Consider the following 20,159-nt stretch of genomic DNA (forward strand, 5'->3'; position numbering starts at 1 on the left):
GTGTGGGAGGGGTGGAACCGCGAGGCTCCCCCCTATCCCGATTGCGGTTAGGCGTGGGCTGGTCTGCATCGGGTTGGCCGGACGACCCGGTGAGCAGAAGTAATGTTCTCGTTCTGTTCTTGGCTGTGGGGACAAGCTTTGCTATAGGTAGGTCAGATCTGCTCCACGAGGCGCGCGCTCGCGAGGCGTCGCAAGATGTGGGAGCAGGCACGGTCCTGCGGGAGGGCGACACGCACGCGCTCCCGACGGGAGGCCAGTCGCATCCGGCAACGGGTGATGGACCGCCTAAAAAGCCGTGCGCGAGGGGCCACCCGGCTCTTTTCATCTCACCCATTTCTGAGCCGGACGCCTCTCGCGCCCCCTCNGCCTCTCGCGCCCCCTCTTCACCCCTTCAGGCTCGGAGCCAACAGGCTCCGGGCCCGAAGGTGCTGCTCTTTGACAGATCATGACAGGCACGGCGGTCCTGCTGCCGGTTGCACAGCAGGAGTTGGCGGTTCGTGTCAGAGCCGAAATTGTTCAGCATCGGGGTCACAGACTGCCGAATCGTGTCTTTTCCTCGATCCATACAGCGTCATTGATGCATGAGGTCCTCGTACGCTAGCCATTCCGAGTAACGTCCTGCCACCTTTGGAGGCAGCCTTATTGAACGCGCCAGGCTCAACCCCACAAACTGATCACAATTTCAGAACTGCCTTGCAACGCGGTGGCCGGCGAGCCGCAACGCGTGGCGTGAGTTTCTGATCAATACCGGTCGAGTCATTTCGGGGATTGGTGGCGGGAACTGCATTGGAGTGTAGCTTGACGATTGCGCGGCTTTCCGGTCTGCCCAACTGGCCGGACAACGATCTCTGGCCAAGCTGTTTTCCTGCGCTGTCTCAGACCAAGTGCGCGATCGAATCCTGCACTGACGTTGCAGCCCATGACACTGAGTAGGAACGCTGCCGCTCTGGCGATCATGCATGGCACAGGTGCGCTGCAGCCGCTCCTGCTCATACCCTATGGGGCGAGAGTGCTCGGCCCGACAGCTTATGGGCAGTACGTCTATATCATAGCCATGGCGTATCTCGCGAATACGCTCGTGGACTACGGCTTCTCCTGGACGGCACAGCGCTCCGCCGCCGCGGCTCGACACGATCCGGCCGCTCTCGCAAGGCTCCTCGCAGAGATCACTGCCGCGAAAGGACTGCTTTGTGTGGCAGTCGCCGCCATTGGCCTGATCACGTACGGCGTGCTTTCGATACCCCTGCCGTTGCTGCTCTATGCGCTGACGGTTCCGCTGGGCGGGACATTGTTCGCCGGCTGGCTCTTCATTGCCATAGAACGTCCCTGGCGGGCAGCCGTGCCGTTGCTCATAGCGCGCGGCCTGGCCCTGGTTCTTTTCATCCTGCTGGTGAAGTCCCCGGCCGACATCGAACTGGCGGTCGCTACCCAGGCCCTGATCCCCATGATTGCGGCTTTCGCCAGCTTGCCATTTGTCGTTGGACTCGCCGCCAAAGGTTTCGCTTCTCTCACCTGCAGGGGTGTCGTTTCGCAGTTGCGGAACGGATGGCCGAGCTTCGTGTCCACACTCTCGGGCAATGCCGTCCTCATGCTTCCGGTGCCGCTCGTCGGGCATTTTGCCGGGTTCGCTGCGGCAGGTCAGTATTCCGTTGCAGAAAAGCTCGTGAACGCCACTCGGATCGTCTTCAGGGCCATCGGCGAGACGTTGATGCCCAGAGTTGCATATCTCGCTCAGCATGATCCGGCACGAGGGATTGCGCTGATACGGAGATCGTACTGGACGCTGGTGATCGGCGTCTCGCTCAGCCTGGGGATCTATGTTGTCGGTCCTTATGCGATCGAACTCCTGCTCGGGCCGAACTACGCTGGAGCGGTGCCTCTCCTCAATATCCTCTGCTTGATTCCCATCATCGTGAACATCCGATTCTGTGCCTCGCACCTGTACATGTTCAACTACGGTTATGACTACGCTTGGGTCTCCCTGTCTCTGCTGGGAGCGCTGACGTTCTTAGGGGCCGCATATCTTCTGTCGTACTGGATTGAGGGGGCCAAAGCAGTGGCAGCCGGCGTCCTGATCGGTGAGTGCGTCGTAGCCGCAGTATCGACCGGGTTCTTCATCGTTTCGGGTGCAGCAAGGAGGCAGGTCAGGCGTACGGCAGATGTTTGAAGGTAGCAGCAGGGAGCCTATGGCAGTGCATCGGACGGTCGCCGGCTGCTTCTGTTTCACATAGTGGAACTGAGGTTCAGTCTGCAGCGTCTCTGCTTCGAAGAGGCACCGAGTTTTCCCAAACTGGCTATAAGGATCCTAGTGAGATGTACCAATACTGGGCTGCCTCATTCGAACCTGTTGTACATCTTACTTCAGCCCCAAGGATGGCTATGCTCCTAGTGTATAGCCGCCAAGACACAGCATCGCAGATCAGACGGTCCGCACTCCGAGCGAAGTGACTCCCGTGAGGTTCTTACAGGCATGCCAAGCAAGAGAAGCCCGACGATAGCAGTGGTCATCCCCGCATTCGGTCGCCCGCAATGCGTGCAGCGGGCCATCGAAAGCGCCTTGGTCCAGGAGAGTCCTCCCGACGAAGTCATCGTGGTGGACGATTGCAGTGCTCCTCCGCTTGCACAGCAACTGCCGACGGAAGTTCGCAACAAGATCGTCCTTCTTCGGCTCGCAACGAACGGCGGCGGCGCCGTAGCGCGAAACGCCGGCATCTCGGCCGCGACATCGGATTTCATCGCCTTGCTGGACTCGGACGACGCTTGGGTGCCGACACGGCTGCGCAACCTCCGGAGCTTGATATCAAAACTCGATGCGCCGGAGCGGCACTTTTTCTATGGCCCGATGATTGCGAAAAGGGGCGAGAAGACCAGGCTCGTTGGAGGAGAGTTCAGGAGCGGTAGCATTGCCGATCACCTGATCACCGGACGTGGCGTTATCCAATCCAGCACCCTTGCATTCTCCAGGACTCACTGGCCGACGCTGAAATTCGATGACAAATTACGCAAGCATCAGGATTGGGATCTGTTGTGCCTGGCTCAGCGTCTTGGGCTTCATTTTACGTTCCTGGAAAGCGCCGATGTGATTTTCTACGACAATCGGGATCCCTTGCGGTTGTCCCGTCAGAGGTCTCACGCATCCAGTTTGCGCTTCTTCAAGAACAATCGCGATCTGATGTCCCGGACGTCGCGAAAGAAGTTCATCATCGAGAATTTCGTTTTGTACGGACACTACACGGCCGCGAAAAAACTGCGGGTCATCCTGGCGGCGAAGGCAAGAGGCATCATCAACCAGCGTGAATTCGCCCGCTTAGCTGTCCTCCTCGGTTACGAACTCGCCGGCTTCACCCAGGAAAACGTTCCGCTGGCTATCCAAAGATAGTTCATCTCAGGGCACATGGCTGACTGGCTGCAGCGGACGCCGCGTCTGCTGCAGCCGCGTGTCAGAACTGGCCGGCGTATGTTGAGGGATAGCGTCTTCTGCTGCTCAGCGCGGAGAACGTCATCAAAGCGGGGCATGTCTGGAATGGGAGGCGTCCAGGCTGCCTTTGGAGGATAGCACCCCTTCCAAGGGTCTGCCTTCAGCTTTGGACCTCCCGATCGCCCACGCGTATATGTCTATGAGACGATCAAGGCTGGTCTGCTCTGTAAAGCGCTCCAAGTAGGCTCTTCTGCCGTTCTGCCCGATGTCCCGGGCCAAGCCCGGATTGAGCAGAAGCTTTTCGATGGCACGTTTCCAAGCGCTGTCGTCATTCGGATCCGCCAGAAGACCTGTCACGCCATCAACGATCAGTTCGGCCGGCGTCCCGATGCTGGGAGCGATGACCGGCGTGCCTGTTGCGAACGCTTCGAGGATCGTCAGGGGGCCAATTTCGTACCAGCGAGAGGGAACGAGGACGGCAGTCGCCATCCTCATTTGCGTGAAGACATCCTCCCGAGGCAAAGGGCCAAGGAGAGTGAGGTTGTGCGGCTTGCTGCGCGAAAGAGCATCGAATTCGGGCCCTCCGCCGATGATCGCGAATTCGGCATCGATCTGCGCCGCGATCCGGCACAACAGATCGGCGCCCTTCTCAGGGCTGAGGCGCCCGACAAAGAGGATGCGGCGACCGCGTGGCCGAGGCTCTTCGCCAGGATCCGCGATAGAATGGTTTTTCACGACAATCTGTCTCTCGTCGAATCCATTCGCGACAAAGAGAGCCTTCGAGAACTCCGTCATCGCTATGAATGTGATGAGCTGCGGATGGGAACGAGCGATTTCCTTCAGTCTTCCGCCCATCCGTCCAACGGCGAGAGAGCCTATAGCGGAATCGCGGTAGCATCGATGCAGAATGCCGGAGAGATAGGACCCGGATGCGCAGGACGTGCAGGCGCCGCCGTTCCGGAAGAGCATCCCGTTCGCACAGAGCGCTCTGTAGTTGTGTAGTGTCTGAACGACCGGTATGCCGGCCTCGGCGGCGACGGCGAGTGCGCCAGGCGTCAGAAGAGGAAAGAAGTTGTGTACCTGAACGACGTCAGGTTGGAACTCCGCCAATGCTCTCTTGAATTCCGAAACTGATTTCCGATTGTCCGACACGTTGACGGCGGCTCGGACCTTGTCGGGCAAACTTCGGATCGACGCATTGTCGAGAATGAAGCGCTCGATCGGAAATCCCCTGGCTTCGAGAGCCCTGCTCTCGGAGTCGAAAACGACATCCTCGCCTCCCATCTGCTGATAGCGATTATGGGCCACTAGAATGCGCATCTGAGTATCCTTGGACTTGCAGCAAAAGAACCGTCATCAAGTGAATGGCTTCAACGAGGCGCCCCCTCGTAACCGTATCTGATCAGAGCAGCCCGGTTCGGAATATAGCCCTTACGGATAGCCGCTCGTTTTCGGATCGGAGATCGAGACAGGGCGCAATCCGGAACCAGGACGTCCAAATCGCGCTCATCACGGAGGTTAGCTCGCCGTATATCGAGCAGTCGGCTCCAGCCATCCACCGCGTCTCCGAATTCGGGGCCTGATGGTCCCCTGACGGCGACTGTGTGTTTGCGTCTGGAAATCTTTCTGGCGCGGGCGAGGAGGGGGGTCAGCCCTGCAGGGCGGCCCGGGTCATGCTGTCGGGACCCAGGTCTTCCACGTCATCCACATTCAAGAGGGACGCGAGGCGCAGGCGGGCCCGGTTCACGCGGCTCTTGATGGTGCCGACTGCGCAGCCGCAGATCTGTGCCGCCTCCTCGTAGGAGAAGCCCGACGCGCCGACCAGGAGCAGGGCCTCCCGCTGGTCCGGAGGGAGCTGGGCCAGAGCGGAGCGGAAATCCTCGAAATCGAGCCGCGAACCCTGTTCGGGATGAACCTTGAGGCGGCCGGCATAGGAGCCGTCGGGGTCCTCCACCTCGCGGCGGCGCTTGCGGTACTCGGAATGGAAGAGGTTGCGGAGGATCGTGAAGAGCCAGGCGTTCAGGTTGGTGCCGCGCTCGAAACGGTGCAGGTTCGACAGGGCGCGGAGGAGGGTGTCCTGGACGAGATCGTCGGCCCGGTCGACCTGACCGGATAGGGAGATGGCAAAGGCTCGGAGACTGGGGACTGCGGCAAGGAGGGCTTCTCGGAGATCAGGCTCCGAGGTCATTTGGCCCCCTCCAGGTCATTGCCGTTATTCTTGGCTTTGTCCTGGCTGCCTTTGTCGAGTTGGTCGAGGAGTTCCTTGAAACGGTCCGGGACGGGCTGCTGCATCAGTTCGTCGTACATGGCCCGCAATTGGTCGCCGATGCGTCTCTGGCTGGTGCTGTCGAGTTTCGGGTTGGTTGCAAGCTTGTCGCTCAAGGAGCCCTCCGGAATGACCCGAGCCAGCTTGTTCCCCTTGTCACCTGTCATCTGCGTCCCCCTCACCATCCCTCGATTCTAAGGGATAGCCAACCTTGGCAGTATACGTATACTCATTTTCGAGCAATAACGCTCGTTGCCGCACAGGGTTCCACTGATGGAACTTTCAGCCGCTTGCGGAGTTGAATGGACCATCGGTACAACGAGTCATAATCAAATTTAAGGGGAAGCGAATGTCGACAGCTCAGCTCGTCGTCCAACACTTGCCGTATCTTCGTCGCTACGCCCGCGCGCTCACAGGCAGCCAGATGGCTGGTGACGCCTATGTGGCGGCGACCCTCGAAACCCTGGTCAGCGAGCCCGAGACGATCGCTCCTTCCGGAAACGTCAAAGTCGAGCTTTTCAAAGTCTTCACGCGGATCTGGAACTCGCTCTCGGTAAACGGGCGCAGCGAGCAGATCCAGCGCGACCTTCCCGCTGAGGTCCGCCTCGGGCAGATCACGCCCCTGCCGCGTCAGGCCTTTCTCCTGTCCTGCCTCGAAGGCTTTGGGGAGGAGGAGGTCGGTCAGATTCTGGGCTCCGACACCAAGACCGTGCGCGACCTCGTCGACGAGGCTGGCCGCGAGCTCGCTGCGGACATGGCCACGGACATCCTGATCATCGAGGACGAGCCCTTGATCGCCATGGATCTCGAGGCGCTCGTGGAAGGCCTCGGCCACAATGTCACGGGCGTCGCCCGGACGAGGACGGAGGCCGTCAAGCTTGCCTCCACCAAGCAGCCGGGCCTGATCCTCGCGGACATCCAGCTCGCCGATGGCAGCTCGGGCCTGGATGCGGTCAATGATCTTCTGAAGGCCTTTGAGGTGCCGGTGATCTTCATCACCGCCTATCCTGAGCGCTTCCTCACCGGCGAACGGCCGGAGCCCGCCTTCCTGATCGCCAAGCCCTTTCAGCCGGCGAACGTCTCCGCCGTCATCAGCCAAGCCCTGTTTTTCCAGCAGAGCGCCCGCCGCCGTGAGGTTCGCGCGAGCGCCTGAGGGCAGGGAGGCTTTCTGCCACAAGTTATTGCCAAGTAAAAGCCCGGCTGAAAAGCCGGGCTTTTCATTTAAGCTCGCAATAAAAAAGACGGGCTAAAAAGCCCGTCTAAGGTGCCGGCCAGTGCACAAGGGGAATGCGGGGAGGACCAGGAGGCCGGTGCTCATAGAACGGACGCCGCGAATAAAGGTTCCGGGGTTTTTCTTGTGTTTCTTCGCGTCAATTGCCTGGAACGCTGAAGACAGAGCTTGCGTTGTTTTGAAAACAGTTCAGCTCTGAAGGCAGGAGAAAGGGATGTTTAGCGCCCCCGCGACAGCGATCGGTGTAGCCGGTGTCGTCTTCCTAGCCGGCAGCTTTGCTCCCGCATCATTCAGCATCGCATCGCTCACCCAATCCGAGGATTTCCTCCGGCCGGTGCTGATGGCGCCTGCCACGGTGCCGATCAAAGGGGACCGGATCGCGGACCCCGCGCCGGCCGCGGAGCAGGCGACAGTTTCGACGGTTGAGCTGATCGGGGTGAGCCGCGCGACCGTGATCCTCCGGGACCGTCATGGCGAGGTGCTCTACCGGTCCGATCCCGAATCCGGGATTACCGCCTTCACTAAAAATACGGATCTTCCCGTCATCACTCTCAAGGAAGAGCCGCGGCGCCCCGGTCCGCAGCATCCGGTTGTCGTGCGGGACGGCCGGGAGAGCCATGAGCCGCCGCAGGAGACCAAGCCCAAGCGTCGCAATCCTGTCGGTTGCCTGGCCGACGTGAGCCCCCTCGCGAGGGCAAGTGCCGACAGGTCCCCCAGCCTTTGTCTGGCGCTTCTCGATCATTCGCTATCCTAAACTAGTCCCTGAAGCGGCGATGCCCGGCATGACCGCGGCGAGCTTCGCTGGGAACCAATCCCTGCGGCAAAGGTTGTTTTGTCGGTCAAGTTGCGCCCGCTTGTCCGTTAAAGCGGGAGGCAGTGTATTTCGTGCTTAATGTCTTTATTAGCCAGTATTAATTTTGTATAATCTAAAGAATGACAGTATCTCTCTCGATATTGTCCAAGAAATTTGGAACGTTTGTTTCCGGGGTGCGTTGAACGGTCGCGCGCTCTAGCGTGCAAGCGATCTATCTTGCAATCGGGAGACACAAAAATGCTGAAGAAGCACATGGCAGCCTGCCTCATCGCGACGGCTTTCGCTGCGGCACCGGCCCTCGCCCAGACTTCGACCACCCAGTCCGCGCCGACGGATCGTCCTGTGGCTGCGGGCTCCGGCTCGACCACCACAGGCTCTCCGGCCATGCAGCCCGGCTCGGCGGCTCAGCCGGGCACGACGACCCTGCAGCCTACTAATCCTTCCGCCGGCTCCTCGACCATGGGTTCGTCGAACACCGGTGCGGCCACGATGAACCAGAGCGCCTCCATGCAGAGCGGTCAGTTCATGACCCGCATTGAGCAGGGCCAGATGATGGCCTCCGATCTTATTGGCACTCGCGTCATCAGCGCCAATAACGAGTCGATCGGCGACATCAACGACGTGATCGTGGACCGCAACGGTCAGGCCGTGGCGGCCGTGATCGGCGTGGGCGGTTTCCTCGGCATCGGTGAGAAGGACGTGGCCGTTCCCTTCAGCGCGCTCGAGTTCGCCTCCGAGGCTCAGGCGAGCGCCATGAGCGGTGACAACAACGGCAACGTGACGACCACGGGTTCGACTGCCGGCACGACGGGTGCCACCACCGGCACGACGGGCGCTGTGGGCGGCGCCACTGTGGCTGCCGGCGCCGATGCAGACGACAATCAGCCGGATCGCGTGATCCTGCGCATGACGAAGGCCGAGCTCCAGGCGGCTCCGAGCTTCGATGAGGATGGTGACGACAACGCCGGCAACGCGACCACCGGTACGACGGGTACGTCGGGCTCCGGCGTCCAGCCTGTCACGCCGTCCGCTCCCCAGCAGTAACAGCATCGAACCTCGATGCGACGCGGCGCCCGGGCTACCCGGGCGCCGTTTTTCGTTGAGGGGAGAGGCGGCTGCAAAAGAAAAGGCGCAGCCAAGAGATGGCTGCGCCCTGAAAGGTGCCGGCCCAAGGGGGCATTCGGACCGGTTGTTCTTACAACGTCATCAAAACGGGAATGTTCCAGAAAAAAAATCACAAGCCGGGAATCCTTCCGCCTTGCCGCTCCGCCGGACTTCTTGACGCATGAGGAACCGCGTTCATGACGGGCACGTTGGCGTTTCAGGCGTATGCGGAGGCAACAACTATGCGGAGGCAACAACGATGACAGCGACCAACGAATTGGATGCCATTCTCTGCCAGGAGGAGATGCCGGACGAGTTCTGTCGGCTGGCCTCGAGCTCTCCCCCGAGAGACAGGCCGTCTCTCGCCTCCATGCTGAGCGGAGTTGTTTCCGCCTGCCAGCAGGACGAGGTGACCTGCCCCCTGTTGCTGCGGCGGCGTCTCCTTGTTCCAGCCTGGCGTAGCGCCTTCGCCGCGGGAACGCACCGCTACAATTGAGGATCAAGCGAATAGGCTATCGGTTCATGTTTGAGGCTTCCCCGAATTCGACGGTGCACGGTCAGGTCGCAATCCTGTTTCACCCCGGCATTGTGCCCGTCATGGATGTCTTTCGATCGCTCGACAGTCTGGACGAGCAGTACGATCTCACGCTCCTGGACGGACCGGAGCGGGCGCTTGCGCCCTATGCCCGGCCGGAGACGGCGAAAGCGATCATTTCGGATGCGCTGCTTCTCGCCTTCGCCCTGACCCGGGAGCGCGGAAAGCCCTTCGATCACCGGCCTCTGGGCTCCCGGCAGGGAACCATGGACGAGTACAGTCTCGTGGCGCTGATCGGCTCGTCCCGCGGTCCGATCACCGAGCTGACGGTGGAGGCCGCCGCTGCGCTGGACATCATATCCCTGGATTTCATTGCGTCGCTCGCGGGAGAACTGGTCCGCCAGATCGATCTTTCGGACCTCACATTCGATCCGCCAAGCCCTTCCGAGTTCAAGACCATCGTGAGAAGCGCGGGCCCTGTGGGCGACCCGGTCCGCAGCCTGTCCGGCGCGACGAGCTTCTCCTTCAAGTTCTGACAGTTCAGCCATTTTCAAGAATGGCATTCTCGCAAAAGTAAAGGGGCCGCATGAGCGGCCCCTTTAGTGCGAAATAAAGAATGGCTTTACTCTTGATTGTTGCGGGTGCCGCCTGACGCCTGACCGCCCTTGCGGCCAGCTTCCGAGGCGAGCTCACGATCCTGCGAGAAGGACCGCTTCTCGGCAGGAACGCTCTTACCGCCCTTGCTGGCGATCTCGCGCTGCCGGTCCCCATCCATCGACGCGAAGCCACGCTTCGAAGTCGAGCTACCTGTCGCCATCTTGTGCCTCCTTAGCGATGACTACTCATGCCTGAACAACCGCTCGCGGATTCGATGGTTCCGGTAGGGAATGCGGAACCTTTGCAAAAAATTTTATTGAAAAATCTGGGGCACTGAATTGTCGCAGTTCTTGTCTCTGTTCGAGAAAACTGAATATGGCGTTTTTTGGGTAAACATAGGCTGGGTTAGGCTTAAAAAGTCGCTGGATTTACTGTAAATATTTCTTGCCGGACTGCAGTTAGCGTCATGCTTTCGCATGCCAGATGACGCTTGGCGGAAACGAAAAGCAGAGAAGAAACGGGCCACAATCGGCCCTGCCGGCACGCTCAAATACTGACCATGTCGTAGGAAGAACCGCTTGGCTCCCGGCATTTTCGCGGGCAACGGCCATGAAGACAGCACGAATCCTCACCCTCGATGCGAGGGGTCGGTCGCCATCTGGCTCATCTAAGATGTTATTCGCAGGCGCACGAAGAGATTGTCTCGTGCGGCAGCTATAGTAGTTTCGCGGAGGCGTCCCAGGATCGGGACATGTGATGAGCAAGCTCAGGACCGAGGGCAGAATGGCTTACGACGACAATAACGTGTTCGCGAAGATCCTGCGGGGCGAGCTGCCCTGCAACAAGGTCTACGAGACGGACAAGGTGCTCGCCTTCATGGACATCATGCCCCGCGGCGATGGCCATGTGCTCGTCATTCCGAAAGCCAAGGCCCGCAACATCCTGGATGCGAACCCCGGCGACCTCGCCGATCTGGCGAAGGCCGTTCAGGTCGTGGCAAGGGCTGCCAAGGAGGCCTTTTCAGCCGATGGGCTGACGATCCAGCAGTTCAACGAGAGCGCCGGTGGTCAGGTCGTGTTCCATCTGCACGTCCACATCATTCCCCGGTTCGAGGGCGTGCCCCTGAAGCCCCACACGGGAGAGATGGAAAAGCCCGAGAAGCTGGCGGAATTCGCCGAGAAGATCCGGTCCGCTTTGCCGGCCTGATCGCCCGTTTCCGGATGGCGGGGGAAGACCCCCGCCATCCCGTTCAGTGCCGAAGCGCGATCAATCCGCCCAGTCGAGGGAGCGTGCGATGGCTTTGTCCCATTCCGCATTCAGGCGCTTACGGCGGATTTCCTCCATGGCGGGCGTCCAGCGCTTGTCGATGGCCCAGTTGCGCACCAGCTCGTCGGTCCCGGCCCAGAAGCCTGTCGCCAGTCCGGCGGCGTAGGCGGCGCCGAGCGCCGTGGTTTCGATCACCTTCGGGCGCACGACGGGGACAGAGAGAATGTCCGCCTGGAACTGCATCAGGAGCTCGTTCACCACCATGCCGCCATCGGTGCGCAATTCCTTCACCGAAATGCCGGTATCCTTGGCCATGGCCTCCAGCACCTCGCGGGTCTGGAAAGCCGTGGCCTCCAGCGCCGCACGGGCAATGTGGGCCTTGGTGGCATAGCGGGTGAGGCCGCCGATCAGGCCGCGGGCATGGGAGTTCCAGTGCGGCGCGTAGAGGCCGGAGAAGGCCGGCACGATGGTCACGCCGCCATTGTCCTCGACGCTCCGGGCCAGCGGCTCGATATCCGTGCTCGCCTGGATGATGCCGAGATTGTCTCGGAGCCACTGAACGAGCGCCCCGGCGATGGCGATGGAGCCTTCCAGGGCGTAGACGGTCTTTCCCTGGCCGAACCGGTAGCCCACGGTCGTCACGAGGCCGCACTTGGACGGGTAGGGGGTCTCGCCGGTATTCATCAGCATGAAACAGCCGGTGCCATAGGTGTTCTTGGCCTCGCCCTGCTGGAAACAGGCCTGACCGACGAGGGCCGCCTGCTGGTCGCCCAGAATGCCTGCGATCGGAACACCCGCAAGCGCCCCACGCGCCTCTCCATAGACCTCGCTCGACGACATGATCGTCGGCAGGCAGCCCTTGGGGATGTCGAAGAGGTCGAGGATCTCCTCGTCCCAGGCGAGCGTCCGCAGGCTCATGAGCTGCGTGCGGCTGGCATTGGTCACGTCGGTGATGTGGCGGCCGTTCTCGACGCCGCCGGTCAGGTTCCAGACGAGCCAGGTATCGATATTGCCGAAGAGGGCGTCTCCGGCCTCCGCCCTCTCCCGGGCGCCGGGTACATTGTCGAGGAGCCACCGCAGCTTGAGGCCGGAGAAATAGCTGGCGAGCGGCAGGCCGGTCTTGTCGCGCAGCCGGTCATGGCCGCCGTCGCGGGCGAACTCCTCGACGATGGCATCGACGCGGGTATCCTGCCAGACGAGCGCATTGTGGAGAGGTTTGCCCGTCCGCCGGTCCCAGAGCAGGGTGGTCTCGCGCTGATTGGTGATGCCGATGGCGGCGAGATGCTGAGGCTTCAGGCCCTTCTTCGCCAGCGCCTGGGCAATCACCTCTTCCGTATTGCGCCAGATCTCGAGCGGATCGTGCTCCACGTATCCGGGCTTCGGGTAAATCTGCCCGTGTTCCTTTTGGGCAACCGAGACGATGCTGCCCGCGCGGTCGAACACGATGAAGCGTGAGCTGGTCGTGCCCTGGTCGATGGCGCCGACGTAACTGGCCATTGAGCGTTCCCCTCAGTGGTTATTGTGCGGCAAGCGTAGCCGCTCTCTGCCTGGCAATATAGGCGTCGATCCTTGCCGGAGCATCCGCTGGCACGTGCAGGCCGAGCTTCGAGCGCCGCCAGAGGATATCCTCGGCGCTGCGCGCCCATTCGTGGCGCATCAGGTAGTCGACCTCGGCCGCCGTCAGCCTGGCCCCGAAACCCTCGCCGAGATCGGCGACGGACCGAGCGGAGCCCAGGAGCTCCTCGATCCGGGTGCCATAGGAGCGGGCAAGGCGCAGGGCCAAGTCCTCGGGCAGGAAAGGCCAGCGCTGGCGAACCGTCACAAAGAAGCGGTCGAAATCCGCATCCGGCATGTCGCCGCCCGGCATCTTGGCCTTCTCGGTCCAAGTCGGCTTCATGTTCGGGAAATAGGGCTTCAGCTCATCGAGGGCATGCTCGGAGAGCTTGCGGAAGGTAGTGATCTTGCCGCCGAAGATCGACAGGACCGGAGCCTGGCCTTGCGGGGCGTCCATGTCGAAGACGTAGTCGCGGGTCACGGCGGAAGCGTTGGTCGAGCCGTCGTCGAAGAGCGGGCGCACGCCGGAATAGGTCCACACCACGTCCGCCGGCGTGACCTCGCGCTTGAAGAAGTGGTTCACCACGTTGCAGAGGTACTGGACCTCGTCGGGGCTGATCTCGACCTTCTTGTCGGGCACGGACTCGACCGGGATGTCGGTCGTGCCGACGAGCGTGAACTTGCCCTGGTAGGGGATCGCGAAGACGATCCGCTTGTCCGTGTTCTGAAGGATGAAGGCCTGCTCGGTTTCGAAGAGCTTGGGCACCACTATATGGCTGCCCTTCACGAGACGCACGTTCTTCGTGGTGTTGAGGCCGAGCTTGGAGTTGAGCACGTCCGCCACAAAGGGGCCGCCCGCATTGACGATGACCTTGGCGCGAACGTCTTCGGTCTCGCCCGTCTCCACGTTCTGGAGCGTGGCGACCCAGACATTCCCCTCGCGGCGGGCGGAGGTGAGCTTGGTGCGAACGCGGATGTCGGCCCCCTTCTCGAAGGCGTCGAGGGCGTTCAGGGCCACCATGCGGCTGTCCTCGACCCAGCAATCGGAATAGACGAAGGCCGTGTCGAAGCCGGGCTTCAGGGCCTGGCCCGCCGGGTGCCGGGTAAGCTTGATCGTCTCCGTGCCGGGGAGCTTCTTCCGCGGGGCGAGATGGTCGTAGAGGAACAGGCCGACCCGAACGAACCAGGCCGGGCGAATGCCCTTCTCGTGAGGCAGGATGAAGCGCAGGGGCCAGATGATGTGGGGGGCGGATTCGAGCAGGCGCTCACGCTCGAACAGGGCCTCGCGGACCAGCCGGAACTCGTAATATTCCAGGTAGCGCAGGCCGCCGTGGATCAGCTTGGTGCTGGCTGAGGAGGTATAGCCAGCAAGATCGCCCTGCTCGCAGAGCACGACCGAGAGGCCACGGCCCACCGCATCGCGCGCGATGCCCGCGCCGTTAATGCCGCCGCCAACAATCAGAAGATCGGTTACTGTCGTCACGAAAGGTGTCTTTCCTTGGAACCGGGCATTCCCGGCCCGGCTCCCTGCACATGATTTCTTTAGCCGTCTAAGGCAAGCGAATTGTTGAGCCGTTCACGGCGCCCTTGCCAGGGCGAGGTTTAGCATGAAAGCCGCGAAGGAACAGAGGGCCATCCCCAGGCAAAGCGCTACCACCGCATCATAGTTGCCCCACCAGGCCCAAAGGGCGCCGAAGGCGAAGGGCGCGCCCGCCATGGCGATCCGGACGGGCATGGAAATCATTCCCTGGATCGCCCCGTAATCCTCCTGGCCGAAGAGCTCGGGAGGAAGCAGGGCGCGGACGATGGTGAGCATCCCGTTGGCTGCGCCGTAGAGGCCCGCAAAACCCAGGATCAGCCAGGATCCGGCCGGAACGAAGGGCAGGATGAGGAAGGCGAGCGCGCTCAGGGCCATGGTCGCGATGCCGATCGCCCTCAGGCTCCAGGCACGCTCGCCGAAACCGGTCAGGAAACGCGCCGCGACCTGAGCCGGGCCGATCAGGGCATAGGCAGCGACGGCCGCGTCGAGGGTGAAGCCTCTCTCGAGGAGAATTGGGATCAGGTGGACGGGGATCCCGGTGGAGATGATCCCCTGCAGGACGAAGGTCGCCACGAAAAGCCAGAAGGCCGGCAGGACAAGAACACGGCGCGGATTCGAGCCGGGGAGGGCGACCGGACGGATGCCGCTCTTGTCCCGGGTTCTGGCGGGGGCCCTGGGAATGCTCGCCGCATGGAGCAGGGCGCAGAACCCGAGATTGAGGGCCGCCAGCAGGAAGAGCGCCCCACGCCAGCCGTAGAGTTCGATCAGCACGTGCAGGAGGGGAATGAAGATCGTGCTGGCGAAGCCCGCGACGAGGGTGACAATGGTGATGCCGCGGCGGGCCAGAAACCCGAGGTTGAGGGTCAGCACCGCAAATCCGGACTCGTAGAAGACGGCGCTCATGGCCGCGCCGATCCCTAGCCAGATCAACACGAAGGCCGGGTAGCTCTCCGTCACAGCCCAGAGGGCGAGGAGGAGGGCGGCGAGAACCGAGCCCCCCGTCATGACCGCCCGCCCGTAACCGCGATCGATCAGCTGCCCGACGGGCACGGCGAAGAAGGCCGACGAGATAAGGGCGAGGGAAAAGGCGGCGGTCAGGGCCGCCTTGGACCATCCGAGCTCCCGCTCCATGGGCTCGATGAGAAGCGCGAAGGCATAGAAAAGCGTCCCGTAGGAGACCAGATGTGTGACCGAGAGCGCCGAGACGATGCGCCATGGCATGGAGCCGGAAGGAGACATTCCTGATTTATGTCACCCGCAGAGGTTGACGGATAGGTCTTTAACCCTCATATGCACAGCACGGCGACAGCGCTCGAAACGAGCCGCTTGAGCGGGACTGCGTGACGGATATTCGCGGATAGAAGCGAAGGCCCGGTCCCCTTCTTCAATCGCTCCACCATACGACGGCCCCATCACGCGGGTTGTCGCCTTAGAGCCCTGAAGCGCCCAGCTTAACTCAAGCCGAACCTGCTTTGCGGCTCACCGCATCCGTTCGAAAGATACACACACTTTGACACTCTTTACCGATTTCGGATTGGCCCAGCCGATCCTGAAGGCCTTGGCTGCCGAGGGCTATGAGAAGCCCACGCCGATCCAGGCCCAGACCATTCCGTTCGCTCTCGAGGGCCGCGACGTCTGCGGCATCGCCCAGACCGGCACCGGCAAGACGGCCGCCTTCGCGCTGCCGATCCTGCACCGCCTGTCCGAGAACCCGAAGCCGCGCCAGCGCAGGAGCGCCCGCGTGCTGGTTCTCAGCCCGACCCGCGAGCTCGCCAGCCAGATCGCCGACAGCTTCCGGGTTTACGGCCGTAACCTCCGGCTCACCACTTCGGTGGTGTTCGGCGGCGTCACCATCTCCCGCCAGGAGAAAGAGCTTGCCAACGGCGTCGACATTCTCGTCGCCACGCCCGGCCGCCTGCTCGATCTCGTGGATCGCAAGTCGCTGTCCTTGCGCGACATCGAAATCCTCGTCCTCGACGAGGCGGACCAGATGCTCGACCTCGGCTTCATCCATGCGCTCAAGCGCATTGTGACCCTGCTGCCGAAGGACCGCCAGAGCCTGTTCTTCTCGGCCACCATGCCGAAGACGATCTCGACTCTGGCCGATTCCTTCCTTCGCAATCCGGCGAATGTTGCCGTGACGCCTGTCGCCACGACCGCCGAGCGCGTCGAGCAGAGCGTCATGTTCGTCTCGACGGGCCGTAAGCAGGCTCTGCTTGAGGTGCTGCTGCGCGACGAGACCATCGACCGCGTCCTCGTCTTCACCCGCACCAAGCACGGCGCGGACAAGGTGGTTCGCGGCCTCGACAAGGCCGGCATTGTGGGAGCCGCAATCCACGGCAACAAGTCCCAGCCGCAGCGTGAGCGCGCTCTCGCCGCCTTCCGCGACGGGACCTGCCGGGTGTTGGTCGCGACCGACATCGCCGCCCGCGGAATCGATGTCGAGGGCGTGTCCCACGTCATCAACTACGACCTGCCGAACGTGCCGGAAAGCTACGTCCACCGCATCGGCCGCACGGCCCGCGCGGGGGCGACGGGCCTCGCCATCTCGTTCTGCAACGACGAGGAGCGGGCCTATCTGAAGGACATCGAGAAGCTGACCCGCCTCGCGGTTCCGGTCGCCGCCCTGCCGGAAGGCTTCTCCGCCGGTCCGGTCGGAGGCGAAGCTCCCGAGCCGCGTCGCGAGCAGCAGTCCCGGCAGCCGCAGCGTGGCCGCCCCGCGCCCCATGCCCGCGGCCATCAGGGCCACGGTCAGCCACGCAGCGCCGATCCGAGTGCCGACAAAGGGCCGAAGCGTCGTCGCCGTCGTGGGGGCAAGCCCGCTGGCCAGGTACAGGGTGTCCCGGCGGGTGGCAACCAGGCGCGTCCCGCACAAGGACAAAGGCCGGCCCAGCCCGCGCAGAAGCGCAACGAGGGCCGCGGTGACGGCATGCAGCTAGCGTGGCTCGAAAAGAGCCCGCGCCGGCGCTAAAGACAGAAGAATGGAAAAGGCGCCGCAGGGCGCCTTTTTACTGTGCGGCCAACGGACAGGAGGCGTGCTTCGCCCTTGGGCCGTGCCCAGGAACGCGATTGGCTGCAGCACTAACTTCCAAGGAGTGATCGTTCGATGGCGAAACGGGCCGGAAGCGCCGACCTGCCGCTGCATTCGGGCCATGTACCGAAATGGCTGGCCGACCGCATGACCCGTCTCGGCGAGGTGGTGAGCGAGGCCATCGTGCACCATTACGGGCGGGACGAACTGTTGCGCCGACTGGCCCACCCCTTCTGGTTCCAGTCTCTCGGCGCCGTCATGGGGATGGACTGGCATTCCTCCGGGATCACCACGAGCGTGATCGGTGCTCTCAAGCGCGGTCTGACGCCTCTGTCCAAGGAGCTCGGGATCCATGTCTGCGGAGGGCGCGGGCGTCACTCGCGCCAGACGCCTCATGAGCTGGTCTCCATCGGCAAGCGCGTGGGTTTCGATGGCTCGGCTCTCGCGAATGCCAGCCGTCTGGTGGCGAAAGTGGATAGTGCAGCCGTCCAGGACGGGTTCGACCTTTACCTGCACGGCTTCTTTGTCACCGATGAGGGCAAATGGGCGGTCGTTCAGCAGGGCATGAACGACGGATGCAGGCAGGCGCGCCGTTACCACTGGCTGTCCGAGGACCTCGAGAGCTTCGTCGATGAGCCGCACAAAGCCATCGACGGCATCGGGCAGGGCGAGATCGTCAATCTCACCGACCGGCGGGCCGAGGCCTCGCGTAAGGCTCAGGTCGAGCTTCTCGGCTCGCTTGGGCCCGATGGCATCGCACGCAAGTTCCTGGCCCTCGAGAACCCTCAGGTGGAGCCGGAACCGCAGCCCCTTCTGCCGCATCTCGTGATGCCGGAGCATCACGATGTCCGCTCCAGCGACTTGGTACTGCGGCGGCTTCACGGAAGCCTCGCGGCGGCGGCCGATCGGGGGCCTGCGGATTTCCCCGACCTGCTGCTGACGCCCGGCGTGGGACCTCGGACGGTCCAGGCGCTCGCCATGGTGGCGGAAGTCGTCCACGGAACTCCCTGCCGCTTCAGCGATCCCGCGCGGTTTTCGTTTGCTCATGGCGGCAAGGATCGGCACCCCTATCCGGTGCCGCTGCGCGTCTACGACGAAACCATCCGGGTGCTCAAATCGGCTGTGCAGAAGGCGAAGCTGGGACAGCAGGAGGAGCTCTTCGCTCTCAAACGGCTCGACGACCAGGCCCGTGCCCTTGAACGTCACGCCACCGGCCCGAGTGTGGAGGAGCATATCCGCCAGGAGCGTGCCAAGTCGCATGCCTACGGCGGCCGCTCCGTCTTTGGAGACGAGCCGCCGCATGAGGATGAGGCGACGAAGCGAGCGGACGAAACTTCGCCCGCATGAGTTCGAGGCTGTGAAACGTTAGGGGTTCACCTCTGCGCCTTCTGCAGCAGGGTTTTCTCCAGCATCACGTGGACGCCCTTGTTGCCGTTGACCACCTGCGTGATCCGCAGATCCGCCGCGAGGCTGCACAGGGCGTAGGCCTCGGCCTTCGTGATGCCGGTGCTGGCGACGATCAGGTCGATCATGTCGCGGAGCGCAATCACGACACAGTCGTCAAGGTCCGGGTCGAAGGCCATGGTCATCACGTGCGTCGGCGTCTCGGCCATGGGCCAAGTCAGATTCATGTCCTCGCGCAGGTGCAGCTCGAAGGTGCCGATGAGGCCTGTCTCGATGGCCGTCACGCAGACCTCGCCATCGCCCTGTACGCCGTGCCCGTCGCCGACGGAGAACAGCGCGCCGTCCACATGGATGGGCAGGTAAAGGGTCGTGCCCGCCACCAGTTCCTTGTTGTCGAGATTGCCGCCGTTGCGGCGCGGCGGCAGGGTGCTCAGGCTTCCCCATCCCGCGGGCGGAGCCACCGCCATGACGCCGAAGAAGGGCCTCAAGGGCAGTTCCAGCCCCCAGGGCAGCCGACCGGTCATGCGCTCCCGGTCGAGGGGAATGTGCATCAGGTGCATCTCGTCGAAATCGTCGGGCAGGGCGCCCTTCTGCGGACCCACATAGGTGAAGCCCCAGTCGTAATGGAGGTCGATGGCCTTGATGCGGACTTCCAGGACCTGACCTGCTTTCGCGCCCCGCACGGCGACCGGCCCGGTGCAGATGTGGCCCGGCAGCTTCGGCTTCTGCGTGGCGTGAACTGCCTTGAGCGCATCCGGAATCGCAAGCGGCGGCTTCGGCATCACCTCCGGGCCGCCGGAGACGGTCGAGATCGTGACCGTGTCGCCGGAATCGACCGTCAAAAGAGGCGCGAGCGCGGCGTCGAAATAACCCCAGTGAACGGTGTCGGGCGAAGCATCAATACGGTGGTCGGCCACGGGTGCTCTTCTCCATCTGGGAATCGTTCTTGCTCGGATCTGTTGCATCCCGACAGGACAGGCGCAACATGCCGCATCATTTAAGCGTCGCGCCCAGGCGCTCCCCGGTCTTCCGAGGGGGCGGAGGCGTTTGCCTCGTGGGCATCAGGCATGCGCGAAGCGGCGAGTGGGCGTCGAGAAGGCTCGGGGCCAGGAGATGCGCAGCGCGTCCGGCGACGAAGAGGATGTTGAACTGCTCGTCCCCGTATTCCCGGTCCCGCGCCACGGGAATGAAGCCCGCCTGGAGCAGGGTGTCGACAACCGTCCCTGCGCTGCCGCCCTCGTGCCAGAAGGGCCGCGTTTCGCATTCGATGAAGACGGCAAGCGTCCGGCGCAGCACTTCGGGGGCTCCCGCCAGCACCTGCTCGGCTGCCCCCTCCACGTCGATCCAGAGGAAGAAGCCTAGGCTCAGGACCTATTAATTTGGGCTGAGGTGTGATTCA

Annotated in this window: 19 protein-coding genes; 10 read left to right on the plus strand and 9 right to left on the minus strand. The window is 62.6% G+C overall.

Translation table 11 applies throughout. The features are described from left to right. The first annotated feature begins 919 nt into the window (after positions 1–919). Both LG661_RS21320 and LG661_RS21325 read left to right on the plus strand, forming a co-directional pair. Positions 920–2,167 (plus strand): lipopolysaccharide biosynthesis protein, encoded by a 1,248-nt coding sequence (locus tag LG661_RS21320; protein ID WP_268995502.1) that lies wholly within the window; start codon positions 920–922, stop codon positions 2,165–2,167. A 303-nt stretch (positions 2,168–2,470) separates the two neighbouring features. Next, the gene (locus LG661_RS21325) at positions 2,471–3,379 is read left to right on the plus strand and encodes a glycosyltransferase family 2 protein (protein ID WP_230534029.1); all 909 of its coding nucleotides are present in this window, start codon (positions 2,471–2,473) and stop codon (positions 3,377–3,379) included. 123 nt (positions 3,380–3,502) lie between these two features. Here the strand turns inward: LG661_RS21325 and LG661_RS21330 are convergent, their stop codons facing one another. The 3 genes from LG661_RS21330 to LG661_RS21340 all read right to left on the minus strand — a co-directional run bounded on the left by LG661_RS21330 (position 3,503) and on the right by LG661_RS21340 (position 5,851). Continuing rightward, positions 3,503–4,702 carry a glycosyltransferase gene (locus LG661_RS21330; protein ID WP_230534030.1) on the minus strand — a complete coding sequence of 400 codons (1,200 nt, stop codon included), beginning with the start codon at positions 4,700–4,702 and terminating at the stop codon, positions 3,503–3,505. 364 nt (positions 4,703–5,066) lie between these two features. Further along, complete coding sequence (locus tag LG661_RS21335; RefSeq protein ID WP_230534031.1) at positions 5,067–5,606, minus strand: sigma-70 family RNA polymerase sigma factor; 540 nt, start codon at positions 5,604–5,606, stop codon at positions 5,067–5,069. Next, positions 5,603–5,851 (minus strand): NepR family anti-sigma factor, encoded by a 249-nt coding sequence (locus tag LG661_RS21340; protein ID WP_230534032.1) that lies wholly within the window; start codon positions 5,849–5,851, stop codon positions 5,603–5,605. The genes LG661_RS21335 and LG661_RS21340 overlap by 4 nt, the downstream gene beginning before the upstream one ends. A gap of 182 nt (positions 5,852–6,033) precedes the next feature. On the opposite strand from LG661_RS21340, the gene LG661_RS21345 reads away from it, so the two are divergent. The 5 genes from LG661_RS21345 to LG661_RS21365 all read left to right on the plus strand — a co-directional run bounded on the left by LG661_RS21345 (position 6,034) and on the right by LG661_RS21365 (position 9,904). Next, positions 6,034–6,837, plus strand: a complete 804-nt coding sequence (locus LG661_RS21345) for a response regulator (protein WP_230534033.1) — start codon at positions 6,034–6,036, stop codon at positions 6,835–6,837. A gap of 292 nt (positions 6,838–7,129) precedes the next feature. Continuing rightward, positions 7,130–7,669 (plus strand): hypothetical protein, encoded by a 540-nt coding sequence (locus LG661_RS21350; RefSeq protein WP_230534034.1) that lies wholly within the window; start codon positions 7,130–7,132, stop codon positions 7,667–7,669. Positions 7,670–7,966: 297 nt separating this feature from the next. Continuing rightward, positions 7,967–8,773, plus strand: a complete 807-nt coding sequence (locus LG661_RS21355; RefSeq protein ID WP_230534036.1) for a PRC-barrel domain-containing protein — start codon at positions 7,967–7,969, stop codon at positions 8,771–8,773. A 319-nt stretch (positions 8,774–9,092) separates the two neighbouring features. Next, positions 9,093–9,329 (plus strand): hypothetical protein, encoded by a 237-nt coding sequence (locus LG661_RS21360; protein WP_230534038.1) that lies wholly within the window; start codon positions 9,093–9,095, stop codon positions 9,327–9,329. 26 nt (positions 9,330–9,355) lie between these two features. After that, complete coding sequence (locus LG661_RS21365) at positions 9,356–9,904, plus strand: hypothetical protein (protein WP_230534039.1); 549 nt, start codon at positions 9,356–9,358, stop codon at positions 9,902–9,904. An 86-nt stretch (positions 9,905–9,990) separates the two neighbouring features. Here LG661_RS21365 and LG661_RS21370 read toward each other — a convergent pair whose 3' ends face one another. Next, positions 9,991–10,185, minus strand: a complete 195-nt coding sequence (locus LG661_RS21370; RefSeq protein WP_230534041.1) for a con-10 family general stress protein — start codon at positions 10,183–10,185, stop codon at positions 9,991–9,993. Between the two features lie 563 nt (positions 10,186–10,748). On the opposite strand from LG661_RS21370, the gene LG661_RS21375 reads away from it, so the two are divergent. Beyond that, positions 10,749–11,171, plus strand: coding sequence for an HIT family protein (locus LG661_RS21375; RefSeq protein ID WP_230534052.1), 423 nt, complete (start codon positions 10,749–10,751; stop codon positions 11,169–11,171). Between the two features lie 60 nt (positions 11,172–11,231). On the opposite strand, the gene glpK is transcribed toward LG661_RS21375, so the two are convergent. The 3 genes from glpK to LG661_RS21390 form a co-directional block, all read right to left on the minus strand. Then, positions 11,232–12,728 (minus strand): glycerol kinase GlpK, encoded by a 1,497-nt coding sequence (gene glpK, locus LG661_RS21380; RefSeq protein ID WP_230534043.1) that lies wholly within the window; start codon positions 12,726–12,728, stop codon positions 11,232–11,234. A 19-nt stretch (positions 12,729–12,747) separates the two neighbouring features. Then, positions 12,748–14,268, minus strand: a complete 1,521-nt coding sequence (locus tag LG661_RS21385; protein WP_230534045.1) for a glycerol-3-phosphate dehydrogenase — start codon at positions 14,266–14,268, stop codon at positions 12,748–12,750. 93 nt (positions 14,269–14,361) lie between these two features. Next, positions 14,362–15,564 (minus strand): MFS transporter, encoded by a 1,203-nt coding sequence (locus tag LG661_RS21390; protein ID WP_230534046.1) that lies wholly within the window; start codon positions 15,562–15,564, stop codon positions 14,362–14,364. A 271-nt stretch (positions 15,565–15,835) separates the two neighbouring features. Here LG661_RS21390 and LG661_RS21395 point away from each other — a divergent pair, with 271 nt between their 5' ends. Both LG661_RS21395 and LG661_RS21400 read left to right on the plus strand, forming a co-directional pair. After that, a complete protein-coding gene (locus LG661_RS21395) occupies positions 15,836–17,296 on the plus strand; it encodes a DEAD/DEAH box helicase (protein ID WP_230534047.1) in 1,461 nt (486 codons plus the stop codon). Positions 17,297–17,431: 135 nt separating this feature from the next. Continuing rightward, positions 17,432–18,703 (plus strand): DUF763 domain-containing protein, encoded by a 1,272-nt coding sequence (locus LG661_RS21400; protein ID WP_230534048.1) that lies wholly within the window; start codon positions 17,432–17,434, stop codon positions 18,701–18,703. 26 nt (positions 18,704–18,729) lie between these two features. Here the strand turns inward: LG661_RS21400 and LG661_RS21405 are convergent, their stop codons facing one another. Both LG661_RS21405 and LG661_RS21410 read right to left on the minus strand, forming a co-directional pair. Continuing rightward, complete coding sequence (locus tag LG661_RS21405; RefSeq protein WP_230534049.1) at positions 18,730–19,677, minus strand: acetamidase/formamidase family protein; 948 nt, start codon at positions 19,675–19,677, stop codon at positions 18,730–18,732. A gap of 76 nt (positions 19,678–19,753) precedes the next feature. After that, entirely contained in the window at positions 19,754–20,128 is a 375-nt protein-coding gene (locus LG661_RS21410; protein WP_407666783.1) for an FkbM family methyltransferase, read from the minus strand. Between the last annotated feature and the right edge of the window lie 31 nt (positions 20,129–20,159).

The sequence above is a fragment of the Microvirga roseola genome (assembly GCF_020866965.1).
Taxonomy (GTDB): domain Bacteria; phylum Pseudomonadota; class Alphaproteobacteria; order Rhizobiales; family Beijerinckiaceae; genus Microvirga; species Microvirga roseola.